21 protein-coding genes are annotated in these 24,717 nt (G+C 60.7%); 9 read left to right on the forward strand and 12 right to left on the reverse strand.

Annotation, left to right across the window (positions count from 1 at the left end; genetic code table 11):
• Positions 1 to 20: 20 nt before the first annotated feature.
• From ACXJKE_RS08770 to gabT, 9 genes are all read right to left on the reverse strand, one after another.
• Positions 21 to 1,517: a sensor histidine kinase gene (locus ACXJKE_RS08770; protein ID WP_457280203.1), complete on the reverse strand. Its 1,497-nt coding sequence runs from the start codon at positions 1,515 to 1,517 to the stop codon at positions 21 to 23.
• 152 nt (positions 1,518 to 1,669) lie between these two features.
• Entirely contained in the window at positions 1,670 to 2,341 is a 672-nt protein-coding gene (locus tag ACXJKE_RS08775) for a response regulator (RefSeq protein ID WP_457280204.1), read from the reverse strand.
• A gap of 37 nt (positions 2,342 to 2,378) precedes the next feature.
• On the reverse strand, positions 2,379 to 3,857 hold the full coding sequence (locus ACXJKE_RS08780; RefSeq protein ID WP_457280205.1) for an NAD-dependent succinate-semialdehyde dehydrogenase: 1,479 nt from the start codon (positions 3,855 to 3,857) through the stop codon (positions 2,379 to 2,381).
• 149 nt (positions 3,858 to 4,006) lie between these two features.
• Positions 4,007 to 5,110 (reverse strand): ABC transporter substrate-binding protein, encoded by a 1,104-nt coding sequence (locus ACXJKE_RS08785; RefSeq protein WP_457280206.1) that lies wholly within the window; start codon positions 5,108 to 5,110, stop codon positions 4,007 to 4,009.
• Between the two features lie 62 nt (positions 5,111 to 5,172).
• The gene (locus ACXJKE_RS08790) at positions 5,173 to 5,997 is read right to left on the reverse strand and encodes an ABC transporter permease (RefSeq protein ID WP_457280207.1); all 825 of its coding nucleotides are present in this window, start codon (positions 5,995 to 5,997) and stop codon (positions 5,173 to 5,175) included.
• A 39-nt stretch (positions 5,998 to 6,036) separates the two neighbouring features.
• Entirely contained in the window at positions 6,037 to 7,290 is a 1,254-nt protein-coding gene (locus tag ACXJKE_RS08795) for an ABC transporter permease (protein ID WP_457280208.1), read from the reverse strand.
• Between the two features lie 20 nt (positions 7,291 to 7,310).
• Positions 7,311 to 8,339 (reverse strand): ABC transporter substrate-binding protein, encoded by a 1,029-nt coding sequence (locus ACXJKE_RS08800; RefSeq protein WP_457280209.1) that lies wholly within the window; start codon positions 8,337 to 8,339, stop codon positions 7,311 to 7,313.
• 67 nt (positions 8,340 to 8,406) lie between these two features.
• On the reverse strand, positions 8,407 to 9,492 hold the full coding sequence (locus tag ACXJKE_RS08805) for an ABC transporter ATP-binding protein (RefSeq protein WP_457280210.1): 1,086 nt from the start codon (positions 9,490 to 9,492) through the stop codon (positions 8,407 to 8,409).
• Between the two features lie 27 nt (positions 9,493 to 9,519).
• Entirely contained in the window at positions 9,520 to 10,812 is a 1,293-nt protein-coding gene (gabT, locus tag ACXJKE_RS08810; RefSeq protein ID WP_457280211.1) for a 4-aminobutyrate--2-oxoglutarate transaminase, read from the reverse strand.
• A gap of 200 nt (positions 10,813 to 11,012) precedes the next feature.
• Here gabT and ACXJKE_RS08815 point away from each other — a divergent pair, with 200 nt between their 5' ends.
• A complete protein-coding gene (locus ACXJKE_RS08815) occupies positions 11,013 to 12,428 on the forward strand; it encodes an aminotransferase-like domain-containing protein (RefSeq protein ID WP_457280212.1) in 1,416 nt (471 codons plus the stop codon).
• Between the two features lie 92 nt (positions 12,429 to 12,520).
• Positions 12,521 to 15,181, forward strand: a complete 2,661-nt coding sequence (gene alaS, locus ACXJKE_RS08820; RefSeq protein ID WP_457280213.1) for an alanine--tRNA ligase — start codon at positions 12,521 to 12,523, stop codon at positions 15,179 to 15,181.
• Between the two features lie 103 nt (positions 15,182 to 15,284).
• Here alaS and egtD read toward each other — a convergent pair whose 3' ends face one another.
• Together egtD and ACXJKE_RS08830 are read right to left on the reverse strand one after the other, a co-directional pair.
• The gene (egtD, locus tag ACXJKE_RS08825) at positions 15,285 to 16,313 is read right to left on the reverse strand and encodes an L-histidine N(alpha)-methyltransferase (protein WP_457280214.1); all 1,029 of its coding nucleotides are present in this window, start codon (positions 16,311 to 16,313) and stop codon (positions 15,285 to 15,287) included.
• A 246-nt stretch (positions 16,314 to 16,559) separates the two neighbouring features.
• Positions 16,560 to 17,066 carry an N-acetyltransferase family protein gene (locus tag ACXJKE_RS08830; protein ID WP_457280215.1) on the reverse strand — a complete coding sequence of 169 codons (507 nt, stop codon included), beginning with the start codon at positions 17,064 to 17,066 and terminating at the stop codon, positions 16,560 to 16,562.
• 147 nt (positions 17,067 to 17,213) lie between these two features.
• Here ACXJKE_RS08830 and ACXJKE_RS08835 point away from each other — a divergent pair, with 147 nt between their 5' ends.
• Positions 17,214 to 17,759 (forward strand): TlpA disulfide reductase family protein, encoded by a 546-nt coding sequence (locus tag ACXJKE_RS08835; protein ID WP_457280216.1) that lies wholly within the window; start codon positions 17,214 to 17,216, stop codon positions 17,757 to 17,759.
• 143 nt (positions 17,760 to 17,902) lie between these two features.
• A complete protein-coding gene (locus ACXJKE_RS08840; protein ID WP_457280217.1) occupies positions 17,903 to 19,024 on the forward strand; it encodes a transglutaminase-like domain-containing protein in 1,122 nt (373 codons plus the stop codon).
• A gap of 423 nt (positions 19,025 to 19,447) precedes the next feature.
• Here ACXJKE_RS08840 and ACXJKE_RS08845 read toward each other — a convergent pair whose 3' ends face one another.
• On the reverse strand, positions 19,448 to 19,705 hold the full coding sequence (locus ACXJKE_RS08845) for a hypothetical protein (RefSeq protein WP_457280218.1): 258 nt from the start codon (positions 19,703 to 19,705) through the stop codon (positions 19,448 to 19,450).
• A gap of 117 nt (positions 19,706 to 19,822) precedes the next feature.
• Between ACXJKE_RS08845 and ACXJKE_RS08850 the strand changes: the two genes are divergently transcribed.
• The 5 genes from ACXJKE_RS08850 to ACXJKE_RS08870 all read left to right on the forward strand — a co-directional run bounded on the left by ACXJKE_RS08850 (position 19,823) and on the right by ACXJKE_RS08870 (position 24,668).
• Positions 19,823 to 20,221 carry a GFA family protein gene (locus ACXJKE_RS08850; protein ID WP_457280965.1) on the forward strand — a complete coding sequence of 133 codons (399 nt, stop codon included), beginning with the start codon at positions 19,823 to 19,825 and terminating at the stop codon, positions 20,219 to 20,221.
• Positions 20,222 to 20,303: 82 nt separating this feature from the next.
• Entirely contained in the window at positions 20,304 to 20,771 is a 468-nt protein-coding gene (locus ACXJKE_RS08855; RefSeq protein WP_457280219.1) for a hypothetical protein, read from the forward strand.
• A 1,466-nt stretch (positions 20,772 to 22,237) separates the two neighbouring features.
• On the forward strand, positions 22,238 to 22,963 hold the full coding sequence (locus tag ACXJKE_RS08860) for a hypothetical protein (RefSeq protein WP_457280220.1): 726 nt from the start codon (positions 22,238 to 22,240) through the stop codon (positions 22,961 to 22,963).
• 147 nt (positions 22,964 to 23,110) lie between these two features.
• Positions 23,111 to 23,593 carry a hypothetical protein gene (locus ACXJKE_RS08865; RefSeq protein WP_457280221.1) on the forward strand — a complete coding sequence of 161 codons (483 nt, stop codon included), beginning with the start codon at positions 23,111 to 23,113 and terminating at the stop codon, positions 23,591 to 23,593.
• A gap of 496 nt (positions 23,594 to 24,089) precedes the next feature.
• Positions 24,090 to 24,668: a class I SAM-dependent methyltransferase gene (locus tag ACXJKE_RS08870; protein WP_457280222.1), complete on the forward strand. Its 579-nt coding sequence runs from the start codon at positions 24,090 to 24,092 to the stop codon at positions 24,666 to 24,668.
• The last annotated feature ends 49 nt before the right edge of the window (positions 24,669 to 24,717 follow it).

Here is a 24,717-nt window from a genome sequence, read left to right on the forward strand (position 1 = left end):
CCACGGCTCAACCGTGTGCGTCAGCCCTGGGGGTCGGACGCCAGCGGCAGCCGCAGGATGGCGCGCAAGCCGGAGCCGAAGCCAGCATCGGCCAACTCAATGTCACCACCGTTGCGTCTGGCATAGGCGCGTGCGATGGCCATACCGAGCCCGGCGCCGCGCGCGCCTTTTTCCGTCGGGCCGGCCGAATGAAAGCGTTCAAACACTTCCGCGTGCCGCGCTTTGGCTATGCCCGGGCCGTCGTCGCGCACCTCGGCGAGCGCCGCGCCATCGCCGGCGCTCACCTTCACGGTGATGTGCCCACCCGGCGGGGTGTAGACAATGGCGTTGTGCACCAGGTTGGACAGCGCCTCGTGCAGTTCGGCGCCGCGAGCCAGTACCGGGACTGCAGGGTTTTTTTGCAGTGGGTCGGGCACCGGTGCATCTTCAGCCGCGTCCAGGCCCAGGTCCTGATTTTTCTCATGGGCCAGCGCCAGGTGCTGCAGCACCACGTCCCGCGCGATGCTGTTGAGGTCCACGACGGCAGGCGCGTCTTCGGATGGCGCACCGTCGCTCGCATGGGCCAGCGACAGCAGTTGCTCGCACAGACGCCGGCTGCGCGAGATCTGCACGACCATGGCGCGCAAGGTCGTGTGAAGCTGCTCAGGGTCTTTTTCGCGCAGCGCGACGCCGGCCTGCGTCAGCATGATGGCCAGCGGTGTGCGCAGCTGGTGCGATGCGTCGGCCAGGAACTGCGATTGTTGCTCAAGCAAATCGCGGTAGCTGGCCAGGTGCTGGTTGACGGCGTCGACCAGCGGTGCCACTTCATGCGGCACGTTGGTGGTGTCCAGCGGCTTGAGGTCGCGGCCTTTGTTTTCCAACACGGTTTTGCGCAGGCGCTCCAGCGGCCGCAGGGACCAGGTCACACCCAGCCAGACCAGCAGGATCATCACCAGCACCATGCGGGTGTCGCGTATCAACTCCTGCCGCAGCGTGGCCGCCTGCGCCCGGTCGCGTGGTTCGGTGCTTTCGGCCACCTGGATCAGCAGGTCAAAGGCCTGGCCACGCTCGTCAAGCACTTTGCTTTGAAGCGCCACCACACGCACTGGATGGTCCCGGTAGTCGCTGTCGTACCAGACCACGGGGGAGGCGATGGAAGAGGGCGAGGGGGCCTGCTGCGGCGGTGCAGGCAGGTCGGTTGCGCCTAGCAAGGTCACCTCACTTGCTGAGCCCACCCCTTGCGGCGTCAATCCGATATGCAGGTACTTTTGCAGCGGGCCGGCGGCATCAACCACCGCCTGTACCGCAAGTGGCGCGTTCAGGTGCAGCAAACCGTCCGGACCCATCGACAGACTGCCGCGCAGCACATGGACGGATTCGAGCATGGCCTGGTCGTAGGCGTCCTGCACCTGGCCGCGTAGTGCGCGGTAGTCGTTCCAGCTGTCCAGGGCCAGCAAGCCCAGGATGGCCGGGAGCAGCAGCGTCAGCAGTCGCGCGCGTATGCCGAAGCGGTCGGGGTCAGTCCGCAGTATCTGCATGTGTGAGGCTTAGAGTCGCGTCAAGTATGAGCTGTCGGATTTGCGCAAAGTCATCGGTGCGCAGCGCAAGGCGCAGGCCGCCGCCCATGCTGAAGCATGGGTAAGGACTGCAACGCGGCGATGTGCGGCGAGGACGAGTGCAAAACGACAGATCATGCTTGATGCGACTCCAGCATGTAGCCCAGGCCGCGCACGGTGACGATGCGCACGTCGCCGCCGTCGAGCTTGCGGCGCAGCCGGTGGAGCACCAGTTCGATGGCGTCAGGGCCGGCATTGCTGTCGGCCGGAAAGACTTTGGCCGAGAGCTGCGACTTTTCTACCGGCGAGCCGCTGCGCGCCAGCAGCACCGACAACGCGGCGCTTTCGCGCGGCGTGAGTTGCAGCAGCGTGCCGGCCAATGTGAAGGCGCGGCTGTCGTGGGCGCATGAGAGCGAACCGCACTGCAGCGGCGCGTGTGAGCGCCCCCGGCTACGTCGAACCAGCGCGGCGATGCGGGCCTCGAGTTCTTCAATCGCAAAGGGTTTGGTCAGGAAGTCGTCGGCTCCGACGTTCAGGCCTTTTACCCGGTCTTGAAGCGAGCCCTGTGCGGTCAGCACCAGCACGGGCGTGCGGTTGCCGGCCTTGCGAATATCGGCCAGCAGGTTCAGCCCGTGTTTGTCGGGCAGCCGCAGGTCGAGCACGATCGCGTCGTAGTCATTGCCGGCCAGCAGTGACTCGGCGGTGCCGGCGTCCTGCGCATGGTCGGGCACAAAGCCACTTTGCTTGAATGCGCGCACCAGCCACGAGGCCATCTCGGCTTCGTCTTCCACAAGCAGCAGGCGCATGTTGGTTCGATTCGCTGTTTGCTGTGAGTGAATCGATTCAGCGCTGGATGTCCCCAAGGCACAGGTACTTCATCTCCAGGTATTCCTCCATGCCATGGCGGGAACCCTCGCGGCCCAGGCCGGACTGCTTGACGCCGCCAAAAGGCACATGTTCAGTGGCGATCACGCCGGCATTGATGCCGACCATGCCGTATTCCAGCGCCTCGGCCACGCGGTAAATGCGGCCGATGTCGCGGCTGTAAAAATAGCTGGCCAGGCCGAACTCGGTGTTGTTGGCGGCGTCAATTGCCTCCTGCTCTTTCTGGAAGCGGAACACCGGTGCGAAGGGGCCAAAGGTTTCTTCGCGGGCGCAGAGCATGTCGGCGGTGGCTTCGGAGATCACGGTCGGCTCAAAAAACTGGCCCTTGATCTTGTGGCCGCCCGCGAGCAGCTTGCCGCCCTTGGCCATCGCGTCATCCACATGGCGCTGCACCTTGTCGACAGCGGCGTCCTCAATCAGCGGGCCCTGCACCACGCCGTCCTCAAAGCCGTTGCCGACTTTCAGCAGCTTGACCTTGGCGGCGAATTTCTCGACAAACTGGTCGTACACCCCATCCTGCACATAAATGCGGTTGGCGCAGACGCAGGTCTGTCCCGCATTGCGGTATTTGCTGGCCATGGCCCCATCAACGGCCGAGTCCACATCGGCGTCGTCGAACACGATGAAGGGGGCATTGCCGCCCAGTTCCAGCGCCAGTTTCTTGATGGAGGGCGCGCTTTGCGCCATCAGGATGCGGCCAACTTCGGTGGAGCCGGTGAAGCTGATGTGGCGCACCACGTCGCTGGCGCAGAACACCTTGCCCACGGCAATGCTATTGGCGCTGTCGGCTGTCAGCACGTTGAGCACGCCGGCCGGGATGCCGGCGCGGATGGCCAGCTCGGCGGCGGCCAGGGCCGTCAGCGGTGTGAGCTCGGCCGGTTTGATGACCACCGGGCAGCCGGCTGCCAGGGCAGGGGCGACCTTGCGCGTGATCATGGCCAGCGGGAAGTTCCAGGGCGTGATGGCCGCGCACACGCCGATCGGCTGCTTGATGACCATCAGGCGGCGGTTGTTGTCGAACTGGGGCAGGGTCTCGCCGTTGACGCGCTTGGCTTCTTCGGCAAACCACTCGACAAAACTCGCGCCGTAGGCGATTTCGCCCTTGGCCTCGGCAAAGGGTTTGCCCTGCTCGGCCGTCATGATGCGGCCCAGGTCTTCCTGGTTGGCCATCAGCAGCTGGTACCACTTGAGCAGGATGGCGTGGCGCTCCTTGCCGGTCTTGCTGCGCCATGCGGGCCAGGCCGCGTTGGCCGCGGCAATGGCGGCTTCGGCATCCTGGGCGCCCAGGTTGGCCACATCGGCCAGCTTCAGGCCGGTGGCCGGGTCATTGACATCAAAGCGGGATGGACCGGCTACCCACTGGCCATTGATCAGGGCGTCGGTCTTGAAAATGCTGGGGTCTTTGAGAAGGGAGATGGGGGAGGTTTTCATGTCCATGTGCTGGTGTCCTAAAAACGGGGGGCGTGATGGAAAGCCCGGAACTGCTTTTATTCTGACAGTTTTCGGGTTTCCGGATGAAAGGAGGGAAATGCAGGTGTGGGGACCGGTCAGCCAGTGTGGCTCGGCGGCTCTTGCCGGCCGGCAGGCTATTTCATGCGTTGGGCGAACTGCTTTTCCAGCTCGGCCCCGCTACCGCGTGTCCAGAAAGCGGGGTCAAAGGCGAGCGACCGGCGCATGTTGCCGGGCGCCGACGGCAAGTCGCTATTCGCCATGGACAGGTCCGTGACCGGTGCGCTGGCGGCAGTGCGGCTGCGGCCGGTGTCGTAGCGCAGGATGGCGTTGAAGTGGGTGGGGCCGTAGGGTATTTCACGCGAAAAGGCCAGCTGCGCTTCTTCCGAAGTGGCGAAACTGACGAAGGCGCGTGCCAGCTCGCGCCTCGGCGAGCCCTTGATGATGACCCAATAGTCCAGTTCATACACGGCGTCCTGCCATGAGATGGCCAGCGGGGTGAGCCGCTCGCGGTTGGCCGCGGCGATGCGGCCGTTGAAGGCGGTTGAGAGTGTGGTTTCGCCGGAGGCCAGGCGCTGGGGTGGCTGGGAGCCCGATTCCCACCAGACGATATGGGGCTTGAGTTGCTCGAGCTTGGCGAGAGCGCGCTTGACGCCCGCCTCGGTAGCGAGTGTGGTGTACACGTCGCGGCGATGGACCCCGTCGGCCATCAGTGCGATTTCCATGTTGTAGCGCGCACCCTTGCGCAGGCCCCGCTTGCCGGGAAAGCGCTGCACATTCCAGAAATCCTGCCAGTTGCGCGGTGTCTCCTTGAACCGGCCTGGGTCGTAGGCCATCACGGTGGACCAGACAAAAGCGTCGACGCCGCAATCCTGCACGGTACCAGGCAGCAACATGCCGGCATGGGGAATGCTGGCGCGGTCGATGCGCTCGAACAGGCCGGCATCACATCCCGCCTTCAGGTCCGCGGACTCCACTTCAACCACGTCCCATTCGCTCTTGCGTTCGGTCACCATGGTCCGGACGGCCGAGAGCTCTCCTGAGTACTCGACCCCTCGTGCATCGGTTTTGTAGGCTGCCTTGAAAGGCTGGATGAAAGCCACATCCTGGGCTTTGCCGTTGGCTCCGCCGAAGTTGGCGACGGTCAATCCCTGCATCGGCGCTTGAACAGGCGTCTGGGCTTGTACGGAGAGCGCCAGGCCGAGTGTTATCACGAGTGTCAGTGTGTGGGGTGTTTTCATTGAGGCAGCGCTCCGGGTGCTTGAGGGCAAGGGTGTAAGTTTGTAGAGTCCACCCGGGCTTGTCAGGCCCTGCGGCCGCGTAGCCATTCGAGCAGCAGTAAAAGGGTGGTGGTGAACAGGATGAGCAAGGTGGCCACTGCCGCGATGGTGGGCGAGATGTTTTCCCGGATGCCGGTAAACATTTGCCTCGGCAGGGTGGCCTGGTCCGCGCCTGCCAGAAACAGCGTGACCACCACTTCGTCAAACGAGGTGGCAAATGCAAACAGCGCGCCCGAGATGACACCCGGCGCTATGACCGGCAGGGTGATCCTGAAAAACGTCCGCAACGGGGTCTCGCCAAGGCTGAGCGACGCGCGCACCAGGTTGTGGTTAAAGCCGGCAAGCGTTGCGAGCACGGTGGTCAGCACAAAAGGCGCACCCAGCGCGGCATGCACCACGATCAGCCCGAAGTAGCTGTCGGCAAGACCCAGCGGAGCGAAATACAGGTAGGTGGCCACCCCGACGACAACGATGGGGACCACCATGGGCGCGATGAGGATGCCCATGAGCAGGCTCTTGAACCGGAAGTTGGTTCTGGACAGGCCGACAGCCGCCAAAGTGCCCAGTGCGGTGGCGATCAGTGTTGCGGCGGGGGCCACGATGAAACTGTTTTTGGCGGCCCTGGCCCATTCAGGTGAATCCAGCAGGTTGCGGTACCACTTCAGCGACCAGCCCGGGATTGGGTAGCTCAGAAAAGAGCTGTCGGAGAAAGACAGCGGCACCATGACCAGGATGGGCGCCAGCAAAAAAACCAGAATGGCAACGCAGGCGGCGCGCACCAGCCACCAGCCGGCCTTGTCTGCCAGGGTGGCATAGCGGGGAAAGGCGGGCCCTTTGATTTTGAGCATGATGAATTGGCGTCTGCGTCTGTAAAAGAAAAAGGGATGTCAACCGATGCTGAGTTCGGCCTTGCCGATGCGCCGGTAAACGCTGTAAAGAACCATGGTGGCCGTCAGCAAAACTGCACCCAGCGCACAGGCCATGCCCCAATTGACTTCGACGTTGGTATAGCGGGCGATGTAGTAGCTCAGCATCTGGTCATCCGCACCACCGAGCAGGGCGGGGGTGACGTAATAGCCGATCGACAGGATGAACACCAGCAGCGCGCCTGCGCTGATGCCGGGATAGGTCTGCGGCACATACACCCGAAAGAAGGCAGACAGGGGTGCGCTGCCAAGCGACACGGCGGCCCGCACGTAGGTTGCCGGCACATTCTTCATCACGCTGTAAAGCGGCAGGATCATGAAGGGCAGCAGGATGTGCACCATGGCAATTACCACGCCTGCGCGGTTGAACAGCAGCGCCAGGGGGCTGTCTATGAGGCCGATACCCATCAGCCCCCGGTTGACCAGGCCTTCTGATTGCAGCAGGACGATCCAGGCCGCCACGCGCACCAGAATGGATGTCCAGAAGGGCACCAGCACCAGAATCATCAAAAGGTTCGCCTTGCGCGCCGGCAATGAGGCCAGCCACCAGGCCAGGGGGTAGCCCAGCGCAAGGCAAAAGACGGTGACCAGAAAACTGATCTGAAAAGTTCGCAGCAAAATGGCGCCAAACGCGCGCTGGTCCGGCGGCATGCGTTCCACCTCGCCCTTGCTGTCTCGCCGCAAGTCCACCGATGCCAGCAGATAGTCGGGCGTCCAGCGGGAACTGTTTTTGGCAATCGCTTGCCAGAAGAGGGGTTCCGCCCAGCGTGGGTCGAGCTGGAGCAGCCTGGCCTGTATTTCTTCAGGCGAGCCTGTGACAGGCAGCGCGCGATAGGTCCCCATGACAAGGGAGCGCGCACCCGGCACTTCGGAGTTGAGGCGACGTGCCAGTGCACCGGCATCTGAACTGTCAGAAAGATGGCCCAGGTCTTCCACCAGTGCTGCGTAACTTGCAGGGCCGGGTGGCGTCTGGGCGTTCCAGTCCTTGAGGCTTTTCGCCGTCCGGGGCAGCGCCCTCGCCACCTCCGGATTTTCAACGGCGCGTTGCAACAGGGCCGCAATCGGCACCAGCAAGGTCAGCAGCAAAAACACCAGCAAGGGCACTGTGAGTGCAAAGGCGCGCCATTTTCGACGAGCGTCTGCGCGCGACAGCGCCTGACGCAATGTGACGGCGTCATTGCCCTGAGGGGCGCCCTGGCTGGTGATGCTGCTCATGGGGTGGTTGCTCCGCCGGCTTATTGCGTAGCCCAGGCAGCAAAGCGTTTTTCAAGCGCCTCGCCCTGGTCGGCCCAGAAACCAACATTCATCTGGATCGCCTCTTTGGCATTGGCCGGCGACGTTGGCAGATCGTCCAGCACCTTCTTGTCGAGCTTGGCCAAAGCCTGGTTGTTGACGGGGCCGTAGGCAATGTTCTGCGCATAGACGGCCTGGGTGGCGGGCTGGCTGGCAAAGGCGATGAATTTCATCGACGCATCCTTGTTGGGCGCGCCTTTGGGAATGACCCAATAGTCCAGGTCATAAATGCCGCCGGGCCAGTAGATCTTCAGGTTGCGGCCTTCGCGGTTGGCGGCGTCGATGCGGCCGTTGTAAACGGTGCTGAGGGCGACGTCGCCTGCCACGAGGAACTGGGCGGGCTGGGCGCCGGCTTCCCACCACTGGATGCTGGGCTTGAGTTCTGTCAGCTTGCGAAATGCGCGGTCGGCTCCGTCCTTGGTGGCCAGGACCTTGTAGACGTCGGCGGGTTTGACGCCGTCAGCCATCAGTGCGAACTCGAGGTTGTAGCGGGCGCCCTTGCGCATGCCGCGCTTGCCCGGGATCTTCTTGACATCCCAGAAGTCAGCCCAGCTGGTGGGCGCAGTCTTGACTTTGTCGGCATTCCAGGCCATCACGGTGGACCACACAAAAACGCCTACACCGCATTCCTTGACCGCTGCGGGCAAGAAGTCTGCCTTGGGGCCGATTTTGCTGAAGTCGATTTTCTCGAACAAACCTTCATCGCAACCGCGCTGCACATCAGGTGCTTCGACTTCCACCACATCCCAGGTGACTTTTTTCGTCTCGACCATGGCTTTGATCTTGGCTTGCTCGCCGTTGTATTCCACGGCAACGACTTTGGTGCCTGCTTTCTCGAAGGGCTCGTAGTAGGCCTTTTTCTGCGCATTGGCATTGGCGCCGCCGAAGTTCACGACAGTGATCTGCTGCTGCGCGAACGCGGGTACGGCCAGGCACGAAGCCATGGCAAGGGCAATGATGTTTTTCTTCATGGTGCTATTTCCTCGGTGGTTGATAAAGGCAGAAGGGAACGTTGAAAATGGTGAAAAGAGAAAGCGGTTACACCGCATAAATCCGCGTAAATGCGGGCGGAAATTCGAGGTGCACCGCTTCGCCCGGTTGCGGCGGCGGCTGGCCGTTCAACAGGGTGAGCGGCAGCTTGACTGTCGCTTCCGCCTGGCCGGCACCGACCTCACACAGCAGCCGCAGGTGGTCGCCGAAATAGATGATGCGGGCCACGTGCGCGGGCAAAGCACTGGCAGGCGATGCAGGCACCTGGCGATGCAACACAATGCGCTCCGGCCGGATGTAGGCTTCGACCTGCGCGTCAGCAACTGCCTGATTCACGTTGGTGCCGCCCAGAACGCGGCCATCCGGCAATTCGATGCCTGTGGCATTTCCCTTGCCTTTGAGCACCGTGCTGTCTCCGACGAAACCGGCAACAAAACGGTTGGAGGGCGTTTCATACAGCGCCTCTACCGGCGCCAGCTGCTGGATCGCGCCGTCGTTGAAAACCGCCACCCGGTCGCTCATCGTCAAGGCTTCCCCCTGGTCATGCGTGACATAGACAAACGTGACGCCCAGCTGCTTGTGCAGTTCCTTCAGTTCGATCTGCATGTGCTCGCGCAGCTGCTTGTCGAGTGCGCCCAGCGGTTCGTCCATCAGCACCAGTTGGGGCTCGAACACCAGGGCCCGCGCCAGGGCAACGCGCTGCTGCTGGCCACCCGACAGCTGCCCGGGCAGGCGGTCCGACATGCCCGACAGGCGAACCATGTCGAGCGCACGCTTGACGCGGCTGGTCTGGTCGCTTTTTGATACCTTGCGCACCGTGAGCGGATAGGCCACGTTCTGGCCCACCGTGAGATGCGGAAACAGCGCATAGTTCTGAAACACCATGCCGAAGTTGCGTTTGTGCGGCGGTGTGCCGGTGATCTGCGAACCGTTGAGGAAAATTTCCCCGGCAGTCGGCGATTCAAAACCGGCCAGCATCATCAGCGTGGTGGTCTTCCCCGAGCCGGACGGCCCCAGCAGGCTCAGGAATTCCCCGCGATGAATGTCGAGGTCGAGCTGTTGCACGACCAGCTGCTCGCCGTCATAGGTTTTCTGCACGCCAGAAAAGCGCACAAGCACATCGTTATCAGTCATCGTTTTTCCTGAACGGGGCCACGTAGGTCAACGTGATGCGGTGAAGCTGTCTGCCAGGATTTGCAGGCCTTCGTCCAGCAAGGCGTCTTCGGCCGTGAGGGGAACCAGAATCCTGATCACGTTACCGTAGGTGCCGCATGAGAGCAATATCAATCCACGCCGGGCGGCTTCGGTCACCACGCGTTTGGTCAGTGCTGCATCAGGGCGGGCAGGGTCGCCGTTTTCAAAAAGCTCTATGGCCACCATGGCACCCAGGCCTCGCACGTCGCCGATAGAGGTTTCTTTTTTCGCAATCGCGTGCAGGCCTTTGACCAGATGGGCGCCCAGCGTCTTGCTGCGCTCCAGGAGTTTTTCTTTCTCAAAGGCCTTGAGCACTGCCAGCGCTGCCGCGCACCCAATCGGGCTGCCGGCGTAGGTGCCGCCCAGGCCGCCGGGGCCGGGTGCATCCATGACCTCGGCGCGGCCGACCAGGCCCGAGATCGGGAAGCCACCCGCCATGGACTTGGCGATGGCAATCAGGTCGGGCGCCACCGGCCACTGTTCGCTGGCATACCAGGTGCCCGTGCGCCCGGCGCCGGTCTGGACTTCGTCGGCGATGAGCAGGATGCCGTGCCGGTCGGCAAGCGCCTTCAGGCGGCTGATGAACTCCGGCGGAGCAATGTAGAAGCCTCCTTCACCTTGCACCGGTTCAATGATGAACGCCGCCACGCGCTCGGGTTCCACATCGTTTTTGAGAATCTGTTCAACCGAGTGCAACGCCTGGTCGATGCTCACGCCGTGCAGCGCGTTGGGGTATTCGGCATGGAACACTTCGCCGGGAAAGGGGCCGAACCCCAGCTTGTAGGGTGCCACCTTGCCAGTCATGCCCAGTGTCATGTTGGTCCGGCCGTGGTAGCCGCCGGTAAAGGCGATGATGCCGGGGCGCTTGGTGTAAGACCGGGCCACCTTGACCGCGTTCTCGACCGCTTCGGCGCCGGTGGTCAGCAGCAGGGTCTTTTTGGCGAAGTTGCCGGGCGCCAGGGCATTGAGCTTTTCTGCCAGTTCAACGTAGGGCTCATAGGCGACCACCTGGAAGCAGGTGTGCGTGTAGAGGTCGAGCTGGGCCTTGACTGCGGCAATGACTTCGGTATGCAGGTGGCCGGTGTTGAGCACGGCGATGCCGCCGGCGAAGTCGATATAGCGGCGGCCTTCAACGTCCCACAGTTCGGCGTTTTTGGCCCGGCTGACAAAAATCTCGTGGGCCTGGCCTACGCCGCGTGTCACGGCGGCTTGGCGGCGCGCCATCAGGGCGGCGTTGCTGGAAGTCTGGTTTGGCTGCATGGTGAAGGTGATTTCCGGAAGTTCTGGGTTGACTGGGTGGAGGAAGGAGATGAGCGGACTTTAGAAGCCGGCGCCAGCCCCGTCCATGTACACCGCCGCGCTGTTTTCGACATACTGTGCGGGTCTAGAATCCTGTACATGGATTCCCCAACCCGGTGCATGGGCATTGCGATGCACAATCTGCCCTTTTTRGTTTTTTGATGCTCACACTTCGCCCGGAACTGCAGACCCCCCTTGTGAGCCAGATCGTCGACGGCCTGCGGGGCATGATTGCCGGGCAGGCGCTGAAACCGGGCGTCAAGCTGCCGTCCATCCGCGGTTTTGCCGCCATGCACGGCGTCAGCGTCTTTACGGTGGTGGAGGCGTACGACCGCCTTGTGGCCCAAGGATGGCTTGTTTCCCGGGCCAATGCCGGGTTTTTCGTCAAGCGCAGGGGCGATGATGGTGCATCGGGTGTGCCGTACGCGCAGCCCCCGCAACCTAAATTTGACGCCCGCTGGTACCTCAAGCAGATTTTTGAAAACCGCAACCTGCCGATGAAGCCCGGTTGTGGCTGGTTGCCGCACGATTTCCTGTTCGGGGACGCGCTCCGCCGCAGCATGCGGCACCTGTCGGTGGACGGTTCCTCTCTTGAGGGTTACGGCCTGCCTTATGGGCATATGGCCCTGCGTATGGTCATTGCGGAGGCGCTGGCTGAAAACCAGATATCGGTCGAGGTGGACCAGGTGCTGCTGACGCAAGGCTCCAGCCAGGCGCTGGACCTGGTGGCCCGGCAACTGGTCAAACCGGGAGACACCGTGCTGGTCGATAGCCCCGGTTATCCCAACCTGATGTTCATGCTGCGTTTTCTGGGCGCCAACCTTGTGGGGGTGCCGCGCACCCCTACCGGGTACGACCTGGCCGCGCTGGAGGCGCTGCTGGCCGAGCACAAGCCCAAGGCCTTCTTCACCCAACCCCGTTTGCAAAGCCCGACGTGTTCGATTGCGTCCGCGGCCCATCTGCACCGCTTGCTGCAACTGGCCGAGGCGCACGGCTTCACGCTGGTGGAAAACGATATTTACGCCGACATGGACCCGGTCTCGCGGTCCACGCTGGCAAGCCTGGACCAGCTGCAGCGCGTGGTCTATATCGGCAGCTATTCCAAAACAATTTCTCCCAATCTGCGCGTGGGCTACCTGCTGGCGCGAGGCGAGCTGATCGAGGACCTGGCCCAGCTCAAGATGATTTCGGGCCTTACCTCGTCCGATATCGCCGAACGGCTGACTTTCGGGGTGGTCACAGACGGCCGCTGGCGCAAGCACCTCAAGTCGCTTCGCGAGAAGCTGGCTGCAGCGCATCGCAAGACCGAAAAGAACCTGACCAGCCTGGGTTTTGAGCTTTTCCATGAGCCAGGGGCCGGCATGTACCTGTGGGCCCGGCACCCGGACCTTCCCGATGGCGCCGTCCTGTCCAAAGAGGCTACGCCCGAGGGCATCATGCTCGGCCCGGGACAATTGTTTCTGCTGGAGCCCCATCCGACGGGTTGGCTCCGCTTTAACGTGGCTTTCAGCGACGATGAGCGCATATGGCGCTTTTTGTCCCACCGCATTGATCTGGGCCGGCAAGCTGCCCAATAAGCGGGGGCATCCCCCTCAAACCTATAATCAAAGGCTTAGCCCAAGCGGGTGAGCCCGAGGGCGCCGCCTTGCCAAAACCACTATTGCAGACCATGAGCCATCCCACTTCCATGTCAGCCCCCACGTCAGCTTCAACGCCCGTATTCACCGTCTCGGACATTCGCAAGACATTTCTCGATTTCTTTGCGTCCAAGGGCCACACCGTGGTGCCATCCAGCTCGTTGGTGCCGGGCAACGACCCGACGCTGATGTTTACCAACTCCGGCATGGTGCAGTTCAAGGACGTTTTCCTCGGCACCGACAAGCGCCCCTACGTGCGCGCGGCCTCGGTACAGGCCTGCCTGCGCGCCGGCGGCAAACACAACGACCTGGAGAACGTGGGCTACACCGCGCGCCACCACACATTCTTTGAAATGCTGGGCAACTGGAGCTTCGGCGACTACTTCAAGCGCGAATCGCTCAAGTGGGCCTGGGAATTGTTGACCGAGGTCTACAAGCTGCCGCCCGAGCGCCTGCTGGCCACCGTCTATGAAGAGGACGACGAGGCCTACGACATCTGGACCAAGGAAATCGGCCTGCCGCCCGAGCGCGTGATCCGCATCGGCGACAACAAGGGCGGCCGCTACAAGTCCGACAACTTCTGGATGATGGCCGACACCGGCCCCTGCGGCCCGTGCAGCGAAATCTTTTACGACCACGGCGACCACATCCCCGGCGGCCCACCCGGCAGCCCCGATGAAGACGGCGACCGCTTCATCGAAATCTGGAACAACGTGTTCATGCAGTTCGACATGGCCGCTGATGGCAGCGTCACCAAATTGCCAGCGCCTTGCGTCGACACCGGCATGGGCCTGGAGCGCCTGGCCGCCATCTTGCAGCACGTGCACAGCAATTATGAAATCGACATCTTTGCCGAGCTGATCAAGGCGGCGTCGCGCGAGACTGGCGAAAAAGACCTGGGCAACAAGAGCCTGTTTGTCATTGCCGACCACATCCGTGCCACCGCTTTTTTGGTGAGCGACGGCGTCAATCCGTCCAACGAAGGCCGGGGTTATGTGCAGCGCCGCATCATCCGCCGCGCGATCCGCCACGGCTACAAACTGGGCAAGAAGACACCGTTCTTCCACAAGCTGGTGGCTGACCTGGCCCGCCTGATGGGTGATGCCTATCCCAAGCTCAAGGCCGACGAAGCCCGCATCACGTCCGTGCTGAAAGCCGAAGAAGAGCGCTTCTTCGAAACGCTGGAAATCGGCATGACCATCCTGGACACCGCCCTGGCGGGTGGCGCCAAGGTGCTGCCGGGCGACGTGGCCTTCAAGCTGCACGACACCTACGGCTTCCCGCTGGACTTGTCGGCCGACGTGTGCCGTGAGCGCGGTGTGGAAGTGGATGAAGCCGGCTTCAAGGCCGCGATGGACAAGCAGAAGAACCAGGCGCGCGCCGCCGGCAAATTCAAGATGGATCGTGCGCTGGAGTACAGCGGCGAAGGCCATGCGTTCACCGGCTACGAATTGCTGGAAGAGCCCGCCAAAGTCGTCGCGCTGTATGCCGACGGTGTGGCCGTGCAGGCACTCAATGCAGGCCAAAGCGGCGTGGTGGTGCTGAGCACGACACCGTTCTACGCCGAAAGCGGCGGCCAGGTTGGTGACCAGGGCCGGCTCACGGCCGCCGGTTCCACCTTCACGGTGGACGATACGCTCAAGATCAAGGCTGATGTGTTCGGCCACCACGGCACTCAGGAAGAGGGCGCGCTGAAAGTCGGCGACACCGTGACCGCGCAGGTCAACACCGCGCTGCGCGCCGCCACCGTGCGCAACCACAGCGCCACCCACCTGATGCACAAGGCCTTGCGTGAAGTGCTGGGCGACCACGTGCAGCAAAAGGGTTCACTCGTGAACGCTGAACGCACACGCTTTGACTTTGCGCACAACGCGCCGGTTACCGACGCGCAGATCCGTGAGATCGAAGCGCGTGTGAATGCCGAAATTCTGTCCAACGTGGCCACCGATGCCAGCGTGATGGCCATGGAAGATGCGCAGAAATCCGGCGCGATGATGCTCTTCGGCGAAAAGTACGGTGAGACCGTGCGCGTGCTGACGATCGGCTCCAGCAAGGAGCTCTGCGGTGGCGTTCACGTCAAACGTACCGGTGATATTGGCCTGTTCAAGATCGTGGCTGAAAGCGGTGTGGCCGCAGGTGTGCGGCGCGTGGAAGCCGTCACCGGCGAAAACGCGCTGGCCTACTTGCAGACGCTCGAATCCACGGTGGAAGCCGCGGCCGGCTCGCTCAAGGCCAGCCCGTCCGAGTTGCAGGGCCGCATCAGCCAGGTGCTGGACCAGGTCAAATCGCTGGAGAAAGAAATCGCCGCGCTCAAGGGCAAACTGGCTTCTTCACAAGGCGACGAGCTGGTCACGCAGGCTGTTGACGTCAAGGGCCTCAAGGTGCTGGCCGCGAAGCTCGAAGGCGCCGACGCCAAGACGTTGCGTGACACCATGGACAAGCTGAAAGACAAACTCAAAACCGCTGTTATCGTGCTGGCGGCGGTCGATGGCGACAAGGTGCAGATCGCCGCGGGCGTGACTGCCGACAGCGTGGGCAAGGTCAAGGCCGGTGAACTGGTGAACTTTGTGGCCCAGCAGGTGGGCGGCAAGGGCGGCGGCAAGGCCGACATGGCCATGGCCGGCGGCACCGATGCGTCCAAGCTCGGTGATGCACTGAAGTCTGTGCAGGCCTGGGTGACCGAGCGCGCCTGAGGCGGTCCGTCAAAGCGCTATTAATTTGATAGCTGCTCGCGCAAGCTAGTAAAGGGCTGGAGGCCAATTTCGTTCAAGAAATTGGCCTTTTTTCATTGTTTTTTCACTCAACGGCGGCCCAGAACACCGCAAACCAGCTTTGCGGGTCGGACCAGTAGCGAACCTGCCCGAATCCGGCCTGCCGCAACAGCGCCGTCATGCTTTCCACGGTGTACTTGTAAGAGCACTCGGTGTGGATGCGTTCGCCGGCGCCAAAGCGCCGCGCATGCCCAGGCCAGCGCACCGTAAGGTCCGACAAGGCTTCCAGGTGCATTTCGATGCGCGACTCCGCGGTATTGAAGAGCGCCACGTGGCGCCACTGGCGAACATCAAAATCCGCCTGCAGGAGCTCGTTGACGTTGAGCAGCACGTTTTTGTTGAAAGCAGCCGTCACGCCCAGCGCATCGTCGTAAGCTGCCTCCAGCCGTGCGGTGTCCTTCACCAGGTCAATGCCCAGCAGCAGGCCGCGCGCCTTGCCTTGTGCCGGGTCGGCGATGTGCTGCAAGAACCGCAGGGCCTCTGCCGGATGAAAGTTGCCCAGGCTGGAGCCGGGGTAGAAAAACACCCGCTCCTGGCTTTGCACTTCGCGTGGCAACACCAGGCCGGACGAAAAATCCATGCCCAGGCCGACGATGTCGAGCGCGGGGAAGCTGTTTTGCACCTGCGCGGCGGCATCGCGCAAAAATTCCACCGAGATGTCGACCGGCACATATTGCCGCGGCTGAAGATGCGGAATGAGCGCTGCAGCCTTGGCGCAGTTGCCGGCACCCAGGTCGATCAGGCAGGCGTTGTGAACGCCACTCGCGCTCAGCGTGGCGGCGATCTGCGGGTAGGACGCCGCAAAAATGGCGGCCTCGGTGCGGGTTGGGTAGTACTCCTCAAGGCCTGTAATGGCCTCGAAAAGTTTCGAGCCCAGCTCGTTGTAAAAGAATTTGGGGCTGATGGTGGCTGTGGGCTCAAGCAAACCCTCTTCCAGCTCCTGTGCCACATTTTGGGTCTGGCCCGGCTGCGACGCGCTGTAGAGGTTGATGAACTGCGGCGATGCCGTTGGCAGGGCCTCAGCCAAGCCGGGAAATTTGAGGGGCAGGTTCACGTTGGATCAGCCAGTTAAGTGATATCGACAGATTTAAAAGCAGATAGCGAAACGCCTTTGTAGGACTGAACCGCTTTGGGCGCAAGCGGTGCCGGCCAAATGCTGTCCTATATAGGGTTCTTTTTGGACCGCCCGCTGGGCTGAGCGCGGTCAATCGCCGACATCTGTACTTCCTGTGTCACTTGGTCGCTGAATGCTGCCATTTCTTACAAAAAGCCGGTTCCGCACTCATATTGCGCGAGCGGCTCAGGGCGTTGGCCGAACCTGGCCTGTGTCCCCCCGCGCGAAGTGCTGCAGGGTTTCACCGGCCATGCGGTAGCGCACCCATTCAGCTTGCGGCCTGGCGCCCAGCGACTGGTAAAACTGGATGGCCGGTTCGTTCCAGTCCAGCACGCTCCATTCGAGCCGCCCGCAGCCGCTGTCAAAAGCCAGCCGGGCCAGGTGGCGCAACAGCCGCTTGCCGGCGCCGCTACCCCGGTGTTGGGGCGATACGTACAAATCCTCCAGGTACATGCCTTTGCGTCCCAGCCAGGTGGAGTAGCTGAGGAAATACACCGCAAAGCCCACAGGCTGGCCGTCTATCTCGCAGATGATGGCCCGCGCAGGCGTTCCGGCCTCAAAGAGGCTGCGCTCGATGTCGGCGACGCTCGCAACGACCTCGTGCTCCGCTTTTTCATAAATGGCCAGTTCAACGATGAAGGCGTGAATCGCTGCGGCGTCGCCGGCTTGCGCATTCCGGATATGGATGTTCATGAAGGTTCCTGTGATTTGTGTGAAGGCGCCGGCTGGCGCATGCAGCGGATGCTATACGGTCCCTAAAATGCAGGCAGTGCATGTTCTTGCAGCGATAGAAGTTGTCCACCCCATTTACCCCTCAACCTGCGTACCAACACCAGGCCCATGCCGACCCCGTTTATTTCCCGCCGCCATTTCCTGCTGCAGACAGTCACCGCCGGCTCAGGGGCGGCCGTGCTTCCAGCGATGTCGCAGGTGGTGACCGGCCCGGCCTACGAGGTGGCTCCCTGGGCCGGTCCATTGACAGCGTTCTCGCTGGTGGACACAACCGGCAAGACCTGGCGCCCGGCCGATTTGCGCGGCCGTGCCGTGCTGCTGAATTTCTGGGCCAGCTGGTGCGAGCCCTGCCGCGCTGAAATGCCGACGCTGCAGCAGATTGCCGACCTCTACGGCGACGACAAACTGCTGGTGCTGGCCGTCAACTTCAAGGAGCCGGCAGCCCGTGCGCTGCAGTTTGCCAAAACCACCGGGGTGACACTGCCGGTGCTGCTGGACCTGGATGGAAAAGTCGGCCGGGGCTGGGGCGTGAAGGTTTTCCCGACCACCTTGATGATCGACCGCACCGGCCGGCCGCGCCAACGCGTCACCGGCGAGGTCGACTGGACCAGCCCGGCAGCAGAAAAGCTGATTGCCGGCTTGCTCAAGCCCTGAATCTGTCTCGGCACGGCACCGGCGATAATCCGGGGCCAGCCCTTGCGCTGCCTTTGCGGGCGGTGTGGGCTGCCAGACATCCCGGAGCATCTTCACCTGCCCCGGTGCACGTCGCACTCACACCCACCCGGAGATACTTTTTCATGTCGACCGTACGCCGCACTTTCCTGAAGAACACCGCAGCAGCCGCCGTGGCCGCTGCATTGCCCACCATCAACTTTGCCCAGACGCCCGCTGCCGCGCCCAGCCGCAGCAATTTCGCGCCCCAAAGCGGCGCCTGGCGCACCTTTGATGTGACCACGCGCGTTGACATCCTCAAACCGCAAGGCGTGACCAAGGTGTGGCTGCCGATTCCCTCGGTCAACAGCGACTACCAGCACTCGCTGGAAAATGGTTTCTCCAGCAACGGCACCGCCAAGCTGATGCAGGACGGCCAGGACGGCGCGAAGATGCTGTATGTGGAATTTGCGGCCGCTGAAGCAAAGCCCTATGTGGAGCTGACCAGCCGTGTGCAGACACAAGGCCGCGCGATGGACTGGTCGCAGAAAACCGCCCCCGCCGAAAGCGCCGACACGCTGCGGTACTTCACGCGTCCCACGGCGCTGATCCCGACCGACGGCATTGTGCGCAAGACCGCGCTCGCCGCCACCCAGGGCGCAAAAACCGATGTCGAAAAGGCGCAAAAACTCTACGACTGGATTGTGGCCAACACCTACCGCGAACCCAAGGTGCGCGGCTGCGGCGAAGGCGACATCAAGACCATGCTGGAAACCAGCAACCTGGGTGGCAAGTGCGCCGACCTGAATGCGCTGTTCGTGGGCCTGTGCCGCTCAGTGGGCCTGCCGGCACGTGACGTGTACGGCATTCGCCTGGTGCCTTCAGCATTCGGCTACAAGGAACTCTCGGGCAACCCCGCCAGCCTGAAGGGCGCGCAGCATTGCCGCTCGGAGGTTTACCTCAAGGGCTACGGCTGGGTGGCGATGGACCCGGCCGATGTGGCCAAGGTCATGCGCCTCGAAACGGCGGAATGGATCAAGACCACGGCCAACCCGGTGGTGGCGCCTGTGAACAAGGCACTGTTTGGTGGCTGGGAAGGCAACTGGATGGCCTACAACACAGCGCATGATGTCGCGCTGCCCAAGGCCAGCGGCGAGAAGCTCGGCTTCTTCATGTACCCCGTGGCTGAAAACGCGGCCGGCCGTTTTGATTCCTACGCACCGGACGATTTCAAGTATCAAATCACGGCAAAAGAGGTCAAGGCTTAAGCATGCTTGCGGGCGTGCAGCCTAAAAGGGCTGGTGATGCAGGAAGCAGCGGCGCAGCGATTGGAGCCGGAATTTTTAAAGACGGCTTGCTGCGGGGCGCTTCATCGTTTTGGCTTGCGTCATCAACTTGCTCAATGCAAAAAGCTGTGTGAAACTGGGCTGGAAATTTGCGGGGTTTCACGGAATTTTTATAACTGTATAAATTCACCATGTATGGGCTTGAAACCCAGCATGCAAGCGGCTTACAGGGGTTTTAGATGTCCAGATTAGATTGCAAGCGCCAGGTTATACCGCAGGCTTTGCGGCATACATTACGTTAGACCTCATGGCCCGATCTCAATCAAACGCTAGCGGGCCCGTCCCTGCGCGAGAGTTTCCCACCACGCAATTTCTTTGGGCATCAATAAGATGACTGTTCGACGACTAGAAGGCGAGTGCAACCACCCATACGATGCCACTGAGCGCATTCATTATGTTTGTACCTACCAGTTCAAAGCCATCGGCATCGTTTATGAAGTAAATGACTTGTTCGAAGGCAAGCTCACGCGCCTTGAGACCGGAGTCCTGACATGGGGAATCCATTCCTTTCCGCCACGTAGGCGACTTCATAAAATCATCCAGGAATGCATGGAAATTGTCAGCATGGAAAAGCTCTGGCTTGCCCGTCGTGAGGTCTAACATGCCAATCGACGCGGACACACAACATCACGTGGCGGCTTCGCCGCGAAGTGTTGTGCGCCGGTCATCTTCACGTTAGGCCGCACACACGCGGCATGGAGATTCATCATCGTTACCAAGATTCACTGTTCCTGTGGCTCAGTTCACGTGCAGTTGCAGGGCGCTCCGCTGGCGCAGTTCGTTTGCCACTGCGACGCTTGCCAAGCGGTTCATGGCAATGCCTACTTGAGTGCCCTTTATCCAAGTGCAGCAGTGTCGGTGACTCGAGGTGAAACTGATGTGCTTTCTCTTCGAACCACACCTCGAACCAAATGCGCCTCCTGCGGCACATTCCTCTTTGCGGAAGTGCCTGGCCTTGGCGTGCGCGGAGTCAACGGTAGCCTGTTCCAGGCAGGCACGTTTCGTCCGCAGTTTCATGTCCAGTGCACCTATGCCCTGGCACCTATCGAAGACGAGCTACCTCACTTCGCGGGCCTGCCAGCCCGGTTTGGGGGCTCTGACGAACTTGTTCAGTGGTAGGGCAGAAAGTGCGGCCTAACCATTCCTTCAAGCGGACCCGCCTACGGCGGTCCGCTTAAGTCAAACGTTAGAAGGCGAATTCATGCTCCGCTCCACCACCGTACTGTTCATCGCAGAACTCGCGACTGCGATTGCGCCGGTACATGCGGCCACGCGATTTCCAGTAGGCACCTATGTCCGCTTCACTCAATCGCCATCCTTTCCTTTGGACGGCCGAGAGACCGGAACTCTACGCATTGTCGAAGCGTCGAGAAACGTTGTGAGATTTCAGCTTGAGGCGGCTGTGAATCCTCGATCCGACAACGACGAATCACTTTCGCGCAATGGCGTCATCGAGAATGGCGAGTTCCACATCAAGGGTAGGTCTGCCACCTACCGCTCTACGAATCCCGAAGACAAGGAACTCGGCACATGCGTCCTAAATCTGCAACGCTCGGGCCAAGTCATCGTGGTGGCACAGTCTGGCAAGTGCTGGTGGTTTGGAGAAGGGGTCAACGCTAGCGGTGAGTATCGACCCGCTAGAGAAGGCGAAGTACATGTCGTTCGCTAGATCGCCTTCTAACCCTTCCTTCAAGCGGACTGGCCTACGGCCAGCCGCTTAAGTCAAACGTTAAAACTCTACAAAGACAATGGTGCGGCGAAGATCTCTGAAGGGAGTTGCGTGTGGTCTCGCGACATCTTTTGCAAGCAGAAATAACGATGCTGATGGCTATTGGGCCATGGGGAAGCTCCTTAGGCACGCAAATGTGTCAGGTGCGACGCAGCTCCTAATTGATTTACTGGCGCCAAGCGATCAACCTCTCCCCGAAAATACAGTTGGACTCGTAGCGGATCGATACAGAAAGCAATTGGGTAAGCAATTGGCAACGCAACAACTTTCGCCGTCGTGGGTTGTTGCAGCAAGGGTTCATATTGACTTCTCAGTATCGGAGGACGACTTGAAGCGGCATATGATCTTTGGAAGAGGGCAACCTTTCGGTTGTGTCGTTGAGATCGTCGATGACAATGCTCGTATGTATTCCGCCAAAGCGTATGGACGGGTCACAGAACATGATCCAAGAAAAGAGTCTCGCAGTGTCAGGTGCGACGAGTTTTAACAGGTTGTTCGTCACGGACATGCAACAGCAAAATTCCGCTGCGCGGCGTATTGCCCGCCGTGCAACGTCGACGTTAGGCGTCATGAACCCACGCACTGCACTTCTTCTCGTTGGAATAGCCCTTACTGCCGTTGCAACGCATGCCGCACCCGAAAGCGCTTTGCCGCCCGACGTCGTCCAAGTTCGAACTGCGGGGTACTGGAAGAACGGATCGCGTGAAGGGGCGTACCGTGCCGTGGTTGTTCAGGAAGGATGGGAACATGTTTGGTCAAGGCTTCGAGTTGAATGGGTCGCAGCGCCGTCCTCGCGCGGAGGCAACTTTGAGATTGTTTCCACCGCAACGCCCTTGTTACCCGTAGCGGAAGGAACCACCTTGCTCGACGTAACGCTCAAGCCGAAGCCGGGCAAAGGAGTCGTTCTCACGGTTGTGGCTACGGAGAACATGCCGCCTTTTCGGAAGTCGTCGTATCAGTTTCTTGCTACGACGCCTGGAAGAGTCGAGCGAGTTGGCCGCCAGAAATGACGACTAACCCTTTCATCGAATGGGCAGTCACAAGCTGGTTTGGTCCGCTTGTGGCTGCAGCTTATGTCGAACGTCAGGTCGCATAAGAACAGCCGCCCATGTCCAAAGCCATTCATTTCATTGGCGCACTCTTCGCGATGGGGCTCGTCTGGTTTTTTGCCCCCGTGGGCTTGGTCGAGTGGCTAGCGCCGGGCATCGTGTCGGGTTATGGCTTTGTCGCAATACTCGCCACTTGCCTGTTACTTGCCGTATACCCCGCATGGAGGCTCTTTGTCCAGCGACGTCCTTAGCAGGGTTTCACGGTCTAACAGGTCGCTCGATACGGAAACGCCGCGGCCCGTTGCCACTGCGTGACAGCCAATTCCAATGTCCGGTTTAATTAAATTTTTAAACGCTATGCCCCACGACATGATCCACTTAACTCGAACAACTATCGCGCTATTCCTTATCTCGATTCTTCCATTGCAACTATGTGCAGCTGAGACGAGTTTGACTCCCGGTGAAAAAGTTATCGCCGTAGCCTCCATTCAGCCGGTAGAGAAGTTTTCAATTGAAAATGCGCCAAACGGCCTGGATATTATCTTTCCCGGCCCGGCCTTCTTCGTGAAGAAGGGGGTTGAAAAGAATCGAATCAACGAATTTAAGGCGGCGCTGGCAAAGCAGGGCTTCAACGTACAAGAGGAACTTGCATCTGCCACCTTGAATGCTTTGAAGGAGGCCAGCCAAAGCGCCATACCGGGAGATGGAATCAAATATGAAAAGGACGACCCAACGTCGATTGACTACAAAAATAGCGCAATCGCCGCGGACAGCATACTGACAGTGACCATATCGAATATGGGTCTTTATTCCAGTCGACTAAAGACGACGTTCGCACCCAGGTTGAATGTCTCGTTTGAACTCGTAGACATAAAGACAGAAAATTCGATCTATTCGCAATCCATCAGTTATGGCGCAGACGCCAACAAGAATTCGGATGACGAGATCACCGCCAACGCGAATTACACGTTCGCATCGTTCGAGGATGCCCTCAATAGAGCGACGGAGCTGGTTGAGGCGTATCGAGATGGAATCAAGAGGACGGCGCAACTCGCTGCTCAGCAAATAAAAAAGGCGCATTAGGCGGTACGACCGGCGGATGTAAGTCAATTGCGCTTTTCGCACGCCCATGAAAAACCTACCCCATCATTCCAGCGGACTGCCTGCGGTGGCCGCTGAATTCAAACATCAGGCGTCGCCAAGCCAATGAGAAGCGAGTACGGTAGGGTCTTGAGACTTTCAATCGAGCGGGGCCTTGAACGCTCCCCCTTTGGATGGCAGGCACAGAAAATCAAGTCACCTTATGTCTTCCCTGGTGAGCGCGTTTTTAGCAAGCCCGGAACTGATCGCCTCGTCTGGTGCGCCCTCGTCGTACACGAGCGCTTTGAGAAATTCACTTTTGAGGTTGGGTGGTCGCTGCATGGCCGCTTCCCCGAGCTGCGCATCCGGCCTTCTCTCCAATCTCCTGTCGAGTCCCATCACCTGCCGGAGTACATGGTCCGCCTGGGGCAACTGATAGACGGCACAGATAAATGGTGGGAAATCGAAACGTTTGTGGGCGCGTCAACCTTGCAAGACCTCATGAAGTCAACTCAGGCAATAACGCCGGAGGTTGCCCGAGCCAAGGTAGAGCCAATTGCAGCGAGTGCGTTGGCAGCCCTGGAAGCGCATGCAATGCCTTTCCTGGAGGCAGTATGCAAGGTGCACCGATAATGCCCCATCCTTCAATCGAGAGGGCGTTTTCCGGCAAGCCGCGTCACGTCTCTCATCTCAAACGTTAAGGTTGCAATTGGCACGCCTTCGATTTTCCGTCAGTGACGTTCTCTCGGCGGCACTCGCGTCCGTAATTCTCGGCGCGCTCTTGGGGGGCGCGGTGTGCCTTGCAATCATGGGGTTCGGCTGGTGGGCCGGTGTTCCTTTGCAGGGCCGGTGGCAGTGGGCCTTTCTGCCTTCGCTGATTGCTGGAGGTTGCATGTCCCTCTACATGATTTGGCTCTTCATCTCAGGCAAGCTTTTACCAGTGGAAATATGGCAACGAATCGGGGGGTTCTTTGAGGGAATCAACGATGGGCCGGTCTAAGGTGCGCGCCGATCACGCGGGACTTCAACCTAACTTGCCAGTCAATACGGACGGCCACTGGCGTGTAATTCCTTCGGTCGCACCATTTCGTGGTCGCCGGTTACGTTCACGTTAGGAGCCGAGAAACACATGCTCCACGACCCGTGGCTTAGCCGATGGCTTCCGATGCTCCAGGAGTCAGCCGACTCACTGCCGGTGCTTGAGATCGGCTGTGGAACAGGCGCAGACACGTCCACCTTGGTCGGTGCAGGCCTTTCCGTTCTCGCCTTCGATCTTTCCGCCACTTCTGTCGCCGCTGCGAGGCTCCGGGCGCCTCAGGCACGCATCTCATGCCAGGACATCAGAGATCCGTTTCCCCTTCTCCCTGGCGAAGCTGGTGCTGTTGTGGCAAGCCTCACCCTGCACTACTTTCCATGGCATGAAACCCTGGGACTTGTGAGCCGGATCAGGCAGACGCTCAAGCCGGGTGGGCTGCTCTTGTGCCGGCTGAACTCGGTCGAGGACAAGAACTTTGGAGCCACTGGGCATCCTGCCATTGAGCCGAACTACTACCTTGTTGACGGCCAGGCCAAGAGGTTCTTTGATGAGCAGGGCGTCGACGAACTGTTCGCAACCGGATGGCAGGTCTTGTCCAGGGAACACCAGACGACTAACAAGTACGTTCGCAAGAAAGCGCTGTGGGAGGTCGTGGTTCAACGCGGCACCTGACCCATCGTTCCAGCGGACCGCCTTCGGCTTGGCGCTGGGGCGATATATT

This window comes from Polaromonas sp. P5_D5 (assembly GCF_054049435.1).

Excerpts from the sequence above, each read along its gene's own strand:
- ACXJKE_RS08770 (WP_457280203.1), bottom strand. The coding sequence starts at position 1,517 with ATGCAGATACTGCGGACTGACCCCGACCGCTTCGGCATACGCGCGCGA.
- ACXJKE_RS08775 (WP_457280204.1), bottom strand. The coding sequence starts at position 2,341 with ATGCGCCTGCTGCTTGTGGAAGACGAAGCCGAGATGGCCTCGTGGCTG.
- ACXJKE_RS08780 (WP_457280205.1), bottom strand. The coding sequence starts at position 3,857 with ATGGACATGAAAACCTCCCCCATCTCCCTTCTCAAAGACCCCAGCATT.
- ACXJKE_RS08785 (WP_457280206.1), bottom strand. The coding sequence starts at position 5,110 with ATGAAAACACCCCACACACTGACACTCGTGATAACACTCGGCCTGGCG.
- ACXJKE_RS08790 (WP_457280207.1), bottom strand. The coding sequence starts at position 5,997 with ATGCTCAAAATCAAAGGGCCCGCCTTTCCCCGCTATGCCACCCTGGCA.
- ACXJKE_RS08795 (WP_457280208.1), bottom strand. The coding sequence starts at position 7,290 with ATGAGCAGCATCACCAGCCAGGGCGCCCCTCAGGGCAATGACGCCGTC.
- ACXJKE_RS08800 (WP_457280209.1), bottom strand. The coding sequence starts at position 8,339 with ATGAAGAAAAACATCATTGCCCTTGCCATGGCTTCGTGCCTGGCCGTA.
- ACXJKE_RS08805 (WP_457280210.1), bottom strand. The coding sequence starts at position 9,492 with ATGACTGATAACGATGTGCTTGTGCGCTTTTCTGGCGTGCAGAAAACC.
- gabT (WP_457280211.1), bottom strand. The coding sequence starts at position 10,812 with ATGCAGCCAAACCAGACTTCCAGCAACGCCGCCCTGATGGCGCGCCGC.
- ACXJKE_RS08815 (WP_457280212.1), top strand. The coding sequence starts at position 11,013 with ATGCTCACACTTCGCCCGGAACTGCAGACCCCCCTTGTGAGCCAGATC.
- alaS (WP_457280213.1), top strand. The coding sequence starts at position 12,521 with ATGAGCCATCCCACTTCCATGTCAGCCCCCACGTCAGCTTCAACGCCC.
- ACXJKE_RS08830 (WP_457280215.1), bottom strand. The coding sequence starts at position 17,066 with ATGAACATCCATATCCGGAATGCGCAAGCCGGCGACGCCGCAGCGATT.
- ACXJKE_RS08835 (WP_457280216.1), top strand. The coding sequence starts at position 17,214 with ATGCCGACCCCGTTTATTTCCCGCCGCCATTTCCTGCTGCAGACAGTC.
- ACXJKE_RS08840 (WP_457280217.1), top strand. The coding sequence starts at position 17,903 with ATGTCGACCGTACGCCGCACTTTCCTGAAGAACACCGCAGCAGCCGCC.
- ACXJKE_RS08845 (WP_457280218.1), bottom strand. The coding sequence starts at position 19,705 with ATGTTAGACCTCACGACGGGCAAGCCAGAGCTTTTCCATGCTGACAAT.
- ACXJKE_RS08855 (WP_457280219.1), top strand. The coding sequence starts at position 20,304 with ATGCTCCGCTCCACCACCGTACTGTTCATCGCAGAACTCGCGACTGCG.
- ACXJKE_RS08860 (WP_457280220.1), top strand. The coding sequence starts at position 22,238 with ATGCCCCACGACATGATCCACTTAACTCGAACAACTATCGCGCTATTC.
- ACXJKE_RS08870 (WP_457280222.1), top strand. The coding sequence starts at position 24,090 with ATGCTCCACGACCCGTGGCTTAGCCGATGGCTTCCGATGCTCCAGGAG.